6 protein-coding genes and 1 pseudogene are annotated in these 7901 nt (G+C 64.1%); all 7 read right to left on the reverse strand.

Annotation, left to right across the window (positions count from 1 at the left end):
* Positions 1-10: 10 nt before the first annotated feature.
* Positions 11-1114, reverse strand: coding sequence for a calcium:cation antiporter (locus tag DPM35_RS29460; RefSeq protein WP_112130960.1), 1104 nt, complete (start codon positions 1112-1114; stop codon positions 11-13).
* A gap of 296 nt (positions 1115-1410) precedes the next feature.
* Positions 1411-2034 (reverse strand): poly-gamma-glutamate hydrolase family protein, encoded by a 624-nt coding sequence (locus DPM35_RS29465; protein ID WP_112130962.1) that lies wholly within the window; start codon positions 2032-2034, stop codon positions 1411-1413.
* Positions 2035-2044: 10 nt separating this feature from the next.
* Entirely contained in the window at positions 2045-3811 is a 1767-nt protein-coding gene (locus DPM35_RS29470) for an AMP-binding protein (protein ID WP_112130963.1), read from the reverse strand.
* Between the two features lie 71 nt (positions 3812-3882).
* Complete coding sequence (gene hisG / locus DPM35_RS29475; RefSeq protein WP_112130965.1) at positions 3883-4581, reverse strand: ATP phosphoribosyltransferase; 699 nt, start codon at positions 4579-4581, stop codon at positions 3883-3885.
* The gene (locus DPM35_RS29480) at positions 4578-5696 is read right to left on the reverse strand and encodes an ATP phosphoribosyltransferase regulatory subunit (RefSeq protein WP_112130967.1); all 1119 of its coding nucleotides are present in this window, start codon (positions 5694-5696) and stop codon (positions 4578-4580) included. The genes hisG and DPM35_RS29480 overlap by 4 nt, the downstream gene beginning before the upstream one ends.
* Positions 5697-5874: 178 nt before the next feature.
* Positions 5875-7371, reverse strand: coding sequence for a histidine--tRNA ligase (hisS, locus tag DPM35_RS29485; RefSeq protein ID WP_112130969.1), 1497 nt, complete (start codon positions 7369-7371; stop codon positions 5875-5877).
* A gap of 292 nt (positions 7372-7663) precedes the next feature.
* Positions 7664-7901 (reverse strand): annotated as a pseudogene (locus DPM35_RS29490) (integrase); the annotation flags it as partial.

Raw genomic sequence — 7901 nt, forward strand, 5'->3', positions numbered from 1 at the left:
GCGACACCCTTCACGGCACGAAGATCAGAAACACATAGGTAAAAAACACGACGACATGGACCATGCCGGTCAGGAACGTCGTTCTTTCGGTGCTGAAGCTGACGCTGCATATGAAAAGCGCCAGCACCAGAAGCACGGCATCGGAGGCCGGAAGCCCCAGGGTCAGTCCCCTGCCCGTCAGCAGGCTGGCGGCCGCGACCGCCGGTATCGTCAAACCGATCGTGGCGCAGGCCGAGCCCATCGCGACGTTCAGGCTGCGCTGCAGCTCATTCTTGAACGAGGCGCGGATCGCCGAGATCGCCTCCGGCATCAAAACCAGTGCCGCGATCAAGGCGCCCACGATGCTGTCGGCCTGGGTCACCTGGTAGGCGGCGAGCGCATCCTCCACGCTTGCGGCGACCTGCTCGGCGAGCAGGACTATGCCGATGAGCCCACTCGCCAGCAGCAGGGCGCTGACGAAGATGCTCTCGGCGGAGGCGGTTCGCGTCGGCGCGTGGTGCGCCTGCCCCTGGACGAAGTCCTCCCGGTGACGGACGGTCTGGGCGAACACAAAGCTCGCATAGAGCAGCACCGAAAGGACGCTGACGAACCCAAGCTGAGCCGCCGAAAACGTTCCGGGGTCCGTAGCGCGTGTGTAGGTCGGGAGAATAAGCGTCATCACGGTCAGCGCGATCAGAACCGACAGGTATGCGCTGGTCCCTTGCCGGACGATCGCCTGCTTGCGATAGCGCCAGCCGCCAAGCGTGAGGCAAATGCCGACAACGCCGGTGGAGGTGATCATCACCGTCGAGAAGACGGACTCGCGCGCCAGGGTCGGGTTGTTCTCTCCATGCAGCATCATTGAGACGATGATCGACACTTCGATCGCCGTCACCGCAAAGGTCAGCACCAGCGTTCCGTAGGGCTCGCCCACGCGCCGGGCGAGCGCCTCGGCATGGTCGAGCACGACGAAGATGGTGACGAACATGATGGCGCTCGACAGCGCTCCGACGAGTATCCTGACGTTCAGCGATCCTTCGTCAACCGAAAGGCCGCTGGCCCTGACGGCGAGGGCCAGCGCCAGCGCGGCCAACGGCATCGTGTAGGACGTCACCGACCGGGCGTAACCAGTCATCCAAGCCCCCCCAAACGCCACGCGTTTTCGCAAACTTAGCGGAAAAGCGCTTGAGGAGCACGTCTCACGGGCATCTTTGCCGCCTAAAGCGCGTCGCGATCCTTCGGATTCGCTCCAAGCGCTTTAGGTCTTTGATTTTACGCATGTCTCCCGAAACCGGTTCCCACTTTCGGGAGACATGCTTTAGAGCGTTTCACCGTTTCACGGAAACGGCGAACCGCTCTATCTCTTTGTTTTTACGCAATTCCGGACGGAAAACCGCTCACACTTTTCCTGGAATTGCTCTAGCGCACCGTTCAAAACAGGATCGGGGACCGGACACCATTTCTGGCGTTGAATGTGTCGATGGCCTTGCGAACCGCCCCACAGAATCTCTCCAGAAGTTCCGGCTCGTTGCCCAGCCGGCGACGCAGCGAGAAGGGCACTTCCAGCTGTGCTCCTTTTCCCGTCAGTCCGCGATTGACGATGTTCGAATCCTGGATGCCCGGAAAGGGATGATTGTCCTTTTGCGTCTGGAAGCCGGCCTCATGCAGACGCCAGGCTATCTCCGAAACCAACGCGGCGTCCTTGCCGCCCAGGTAGACCGTCGACGGATCCTCCCGATCCTGACGGCCGTGGATGGCGACGACGGTGGACTTCGTCCGCAACAGGTCCAGGGCGGACTCCTCGTCAAAGTTCCGGGACGTTATGTGCAGTTCCCGATTGCTTTCCGGCATCAGCCCCTCAAAGCAATACATGTCGAGGTCGGCCCCCGCTATCGTCTCGGTGATCAAGGAGGTGCGGGGCTCGATCTTGCCGCCATGCGGGGCCATGACGATCGCATTCCCGGTTCGCGCTCCGCGCCGGATGACGATGCGATAATCTATATTTTCGATCTTGGCGGCTTTCAGCGCCGCGAAATTGGGAAACTCGTTGTCCATAGATGCCGTTTCAAGCCGTCTTCTGCGCCACCAGTCCCATTTCCTCCACCATCGCCTCGCGCATCAGGAATTTCTGCGGCTTGCCGGTCACCGTCATCGGCAGTTCGGTGCGGAAACGGATGTGGCGCGGCACCTTGTAATGCGCGATCTGGCCGGCGCAGAAGGCCTTGATTTCCTCGGCGGTGGCGATCTGACCGGGCTTCAGCACGATCCAGGCGCAGAGTTCCTCGCCATATTTGTCGTCCGGAATGCCAAAGACCTGCACTTCCTTGACCTTGGGATGGCGGTAGAGGAATTCCTCGACCTCGCGCGGATAGACGTTCTCGCCACCGCGGATGACCATGTCCTTAACCCGGCCGACGATGTTGCAATAGCCCTCGGCATCGATGGTGGCGAGATCGCCGGTGTGCATCCAGCCGTCAGCGTCGATCGCCTCGCGGGTTTTTTCGGCGTCCTCCCAATAGCCCTTCATCACCGAATAGCCGCGCGTGCAAAGCTCGCCAGGCTCCCCGACCGCGACGGTCGCACCATCCGCGCCGATCGCTTTCACCTCGACATGCGGGTGGATGCGGCCGACCGTGGAGACGCGCTTTTCCAGCGGGTCGTCCACGCTGCTCTGGAACGACACCGGGCTGGTTTCCGTCATGCCATAGGCGATGGTCACCTGGCTCATATGCATCAGCGACACCACCTTCTTCATCACCTCGATCGGGCATGGCGAGCCGGCCATGATGCCGGTGCGCAGGCTGGTGAGGTCGAAGCTGGCGAAATCCGCGTGGTCGAGCATGGCGACGAACATGGTCGGCACGCCGTAGAGGCCGGTGCAGCGCTCCTGCGCGACCGCCTTCAGCGTCGCGCCGGCGTCAAACCCTTCGCCGGGGAAAACCATGGTCGCGCCCTTCGACACGCAGCCCATCGTGCCCATCGACATGCCGAAGCAATGGTAGAGCGGCACCGGGATGCAGAGCCGGTCGTCGACGGTGAGTTTTATCGCCGAGGTTACGAAATTGCCGTTGTTGACGATGTTCGCGTGGGTCAGCGTCGCGCCCTTCGGCGCGCCGGTCGTGCCGGAGGTGAACTGGATGTTGATGGCATCTACGGGCTTCAGGCTCTCGGTGATGCGGTCGAGCTTGTCATAGTCGTCGCGCGCGGCGGTGGCCAGGACGTCGCTGAAATTGAACATGCCGGGCGAGTTGTCGTCGCCCATGCGGATGATGATCTTCAGCGTCGGCAGCTTTTTCGCCTTGAGCTTGCCGGGCTCCGCCCTGGCGATCTCCGGCGCCAGCGTCTCGATCATGCCGAGATAGTCGGATGTCTTGAACTGGGCCGCCGTGACCAGCGCCTTGCAGCCGACCTTGTTGAGCGCATATTCCAGCTCGGTCAGCCGATAGGCCGGGTTGATGTTGACGAGGATCAGGCCGATGCGGGCGGTGGCGAACTGCGTCACCAGCCATTCCCAGCGGTTCGGCGACCAGATGCCGACGCGGTCGCCCTTTTCCAGGCCGAGCGCCAGGAAACCGGCGGCCAGGGCGTCGACCGCATCCGAGAGCTCGCTCCAGGTGAAGCGCTTGTCCTGACCGACAAAGACGGCGGCGTCGAGCGTGGCGTATTTGCTCACCGTATCGGAGAACAGCTCCGGAATGGTCTTGTCCAGCAAAGGCACCGAGCGATCGCCCGAGACATGCGCCTTGCCATCGGCCGGAGCAATGAAGGTCCCGCCGGCGCCGCGCGCACGCAGATTACTGGCGTTCATGAGCTCGTCGAGTTTGATCGCCATCGCCGTCTCCTCCCGGGATGATCGAGCCTATCAGCCCGCAGGGGTGGTGGAAACCCGTCGAAGGTAGGGGATCAGGCGACCAGCGCGGCCATCTTCACAGCGATTTCCCGCAACTGCGCCTCATCCGCCGCGTTGCGCTGCTTCCTTGAAGCGACCAGACAGGCCTGCGACTTGAGGATAACCCCGTCGCCTAGCACCTTGAGGTGGTTGGCGCGCAGCGTCGAACCGGTGGTGGTGATGTCGACGATGACGTCGGCCAGGCCGGCGGCGGGCGCGCCTTCGGTGGCGCCGAGGCTTTCCACGATGCGGTAGACCTGGATACCGTGCTTGAGCGAAAAGAACTGCTGCGTCAGCCGCCAGTATTTGGTGGCGATCCGCAGCCGCCTGCCGTGGCGCTGGCGGAAATCGGCCGCGACATCGTCAAGATCGGCCATGGTGTCGACATCGAGCCAGATGTCGGGCACCGCCACCACGACGTCGGCATGGCCGAAGCCGAGGCGGGCAACGATCTCGGCGCACGCTTCCCAGTCGGCCAGGTTCTCGCGCAGCAGATCCTCGCCGGTGATGCCGAGATCGACCGACCCTTGCCCGATCTCGCCGGCGATCTCGGACGCGGACAGGAAGGCCACCTCGACATTGTCGAGGCCGTCGATGCGGGCGCGGTATTTGCGGTCGTCTTCCGGGAGGGTGACGACAAGGCCGGCCTTGGCCAGCACTTCGAGAGATTGTTCCTTGAGACGGCCTTTGGACGGGATCGCCAGCGTGATCATTTGGCGTTCTCCCGCAAGGCTTCGATGCGGTCGAGCCAGACCGAGAAGCCGACGCCGGGGATGGGCTTCTTGGCGCCAAGCAGCGTCAGCAACCGATCGTAACGGCCGCCGCCGACCAGCGGACGATCGCCTCCCTGGACAGCGATCTCAAAGACGAGGCCGGTATAATAGTCGAGCGGGCGGCCGAAGGCGGCGTCGTAACGGATGTGTGCCGCGGACAGGCCATGCGCCTCGATCGCCTTGGCGCGGGCGGCGAAATTCTCCAGCGCCGGTCCTAGCGACAGGCCGGCATCGGCGGCGAATTTTTCCAGCGCCGCGGTCGCGCCGTCGAGCGCGACGTCGATCTCGAGAAAACCTTTGAGCGCCGAGAAGGCGTCGTCGGACAGGCGCACGCTGCGCAACTGCGCTTTCTCGATCAGCCTGCGCGCAATGTCGGTCGGCGAGCGGCCGCCGGAAGCCGACAGCCCCGCCTCTTCCATGCCTTCGGCAATGTGCGCGGCGAGGCCTTCCGCATCTCCGTCGAGCACCAGCAAGGCGACGGGACCGGACAGCTGACTGTTGCGTGGCGGATTGGCGAGATCGGCAAGGGCCGCTTCCAGCATCGGCGCCGAGCCGAAGGCACGCGCCAGCCGCATGCGCCAGCCGCGCGGCAGGCCCAGCGCCGCCAGCACCGCCTCGAACAGGGTCTGGTCGCCAAGCGTGATCGCGAGCGCCTTTCCTGGTAGCACCAGCGAGAGCAGCGCATGCGCGTCGGCCAGCGAGCGGGCATCGGCGGCGGCCGTGTCGCGGTCGCCGAGATCCTCGATACCGGCCTGGAAGAATTCGTTGCCGCCCTCGCGACGCTGGCGGAACACTTCGCCGAGATAGGAGTAGCGACGCGGCGTACCGGCCTGGCTGGCGATGTGGTCAAGGCAGACCGGAATGGTGAATTCGGGTCTGAGGCATAGCGTTTTGCCGGTCTCGCTCTCGGTCAGGAAGATGCGTCGGCGCAGGTCTTCGCCCGCCATGTCGAGAAACGGATCAGCCGGCTGCAGGACTGCGACTTCGACCGCGTGCGTGTCGCGGGTGGCGAAGAGTTTTGCGATGTCGGCGGCGATGGCGGGACGGGATGTCATAATGCGTCACCTCCCCTTCTCCCCTTGTGGGAGAAGGTGTCGCCGAAGGCGACGGATGAGGGGTGTTCCAGCGAAGTGAGACGTTGGCGTTCCCTGGAACACCCCTCATCCGTCTCGGCGCTACGCGCCGATCCACCTTCTCCCACAAGGGGAGAAGGAAAGGACAGCGCGGTGCCCGTCACTTCGCCCGCTCCTCGGCCTGCGCCGCGAGAATCTTCTTCACCTCAGCCACCAGCTCGCCCTCAGCCACAGTCACCTGCGCCGGCCTTGCGGCGCGCCATTCGGCGTTGTCGGTGATCTCGGCCGAGAGGCGCGAGCCTTCGATGAGGTCCTTGATCTGCAGCTCGCCCTTGGCGCGCTCGTCGCCGCCCTGGATGATGGCGACCGGGCTGCCGCGGCGGTCGGCATATTTGAGCTGCGCCTTCATGCCGGCGCCGCCGAGATACATTTCGGAGCGGATACCGGCGGCGCGCAGGTCCGCAACCATCTTCTGGTAGCGGCCGAGGCTTTCCGTGTCCTTGTCCATGACCAGCACGACGACCGGGGCGATGACGTCGGAGGTATCGATCTTGCCGAGGTTCTTCAGCGCCGTCATCAGCCGCGAGACGCCGATGGAGAAGCCGGTCGCCGGCACCGGCTCGCCGCGGAAGCGCGAGACCAGCCCGTCATAGCGGCCGCCGCCGCCGACCGAACCGAAGCGCACGATCTGGCCTTCGTCATTGGGGATTTCGGCCAGTAGCTCGGCCTCGAAGACCGGGCCGGTGTAGTATTCGAGGCCGCGCACGACGGAGCGGTCCATCACGATGCGGTCTTCGCCGTAGCCCGCGGCTCTAACCAGGGCCTCGATCGTTGCGAGTTCGCCGACGCCTTCCTGATAGACGGCGTTGGCATTGACGCTGGCGTCCTGGGCGGCCTGCCCGTTCCTGGCCGTTGCCAGGAGAACCGCCTCGGCTTGCGTATCATTCAATCCAGCGCCCTTGGCGAAGTCGCCCTCGCCTTCCTTGCCGCCATCCCAGCGTCCGGGACCAAGCAGGAGCCTGACGCCTTCCGGCCCGAGCTTGTCGAGCTTGTCGATGGCGCGAAGCACTGTCAGCCGGCGGCCGGCATTGTCCTCGCCGCCAAGCCCGATCGCCTCCAGCACGCCGTCGAGCACCTTGCGGTTGTTGACGCGGATGACATAGTCGCCGCGCTTGATGCCGAGCGCTTCCATGACGTCGGCCATCATCATCGCCATTTCGGCGTCGGCGGCGACGCCCGGCGTGCCGATCGTGTCGGCATCGAATTGCATGAACTGGCGGAAGCGGCCGGGGCCGGGCTTCTCGTTGCGGAACACCCAGCCGGAGCGGTAGCTGCGGTAAGGTTTCGGCAGCTTGTCGAAATTTTCCGCGACAAAACGCGCTGTCGGCGCGGTGAGATCATAGCGCAGCGACAGCCACTGGTCGTCGTCATCCTGGAAGGAGAACACGCCTTCGTTCGGCCGGTCCTGGTCGGGCAGGAATTTGCCCAGCGCATCGGTGTATTCGATCATCGGCTGGTCGACCGGCTCGAAGCCATAGAGCTCATAGACCGAGCGGATGGTCGCCATCATCTTCTCGACGGCGCGGATGTCTTCGGCACTGCGGTCGGCAAAACCGCGCGGCAGCCGCGCTTTCGTCTTTTCGGATTTGTCGGCCATGGGATCGGTCTTTTCGCTAAGTAAACGCTGACTTATCTGGAGCGGGCGTGTCCTAGCCCATGCCAAGTGGTGCGGCAAGCGTTAGCAGGACCTGCAGGAAACAGTTCGATGGTTTGCAGGCGCCGCGCCGCCCTCATCCGCCTTCCCCCGTATAGTGACGGGGAGAAGGTGGGACTTCGGCGCCGGCGCGACAGCTCCGGCGTGAGCGATTGGCGAAAACCGCGGCGGCAGCTGTCCAGGGGATAGATGGGTAACACTTTGAACCGGATACATAGGTAACAGTTTTCTCCCCCTATGATGCGGTCGCCGCAGCGCCAAGCGGTCGTCTTGGCGCGGCGCTGCGGCGAACCAGTTTCATGTGCTTCTCATCGATGAAGCCGAGCGGATGGGTGTGGAAGCGCATCGTCCACTCGCCATCCTCGGTCTCTTCAATGGCAATCGGTTCGCCGGCCAACGTGGCCGAGACATAGATCTCGGTGCCCCGCCATTTGACGGCGCCGTTCTGGCGCACGCCGCGCACCGCTGCCTCG

Source organism: Mesorhizobium atlanticum, from assembly GCF_003289965.1.
GTDB classification, from domain to species: domain Bacteria; phylum Pseudomonadota; class Alphaproteobacteria; order Rhizobiales; family Rhizobiaceae; genus Mesorhizobium; species Mesorhizobium atlanticum.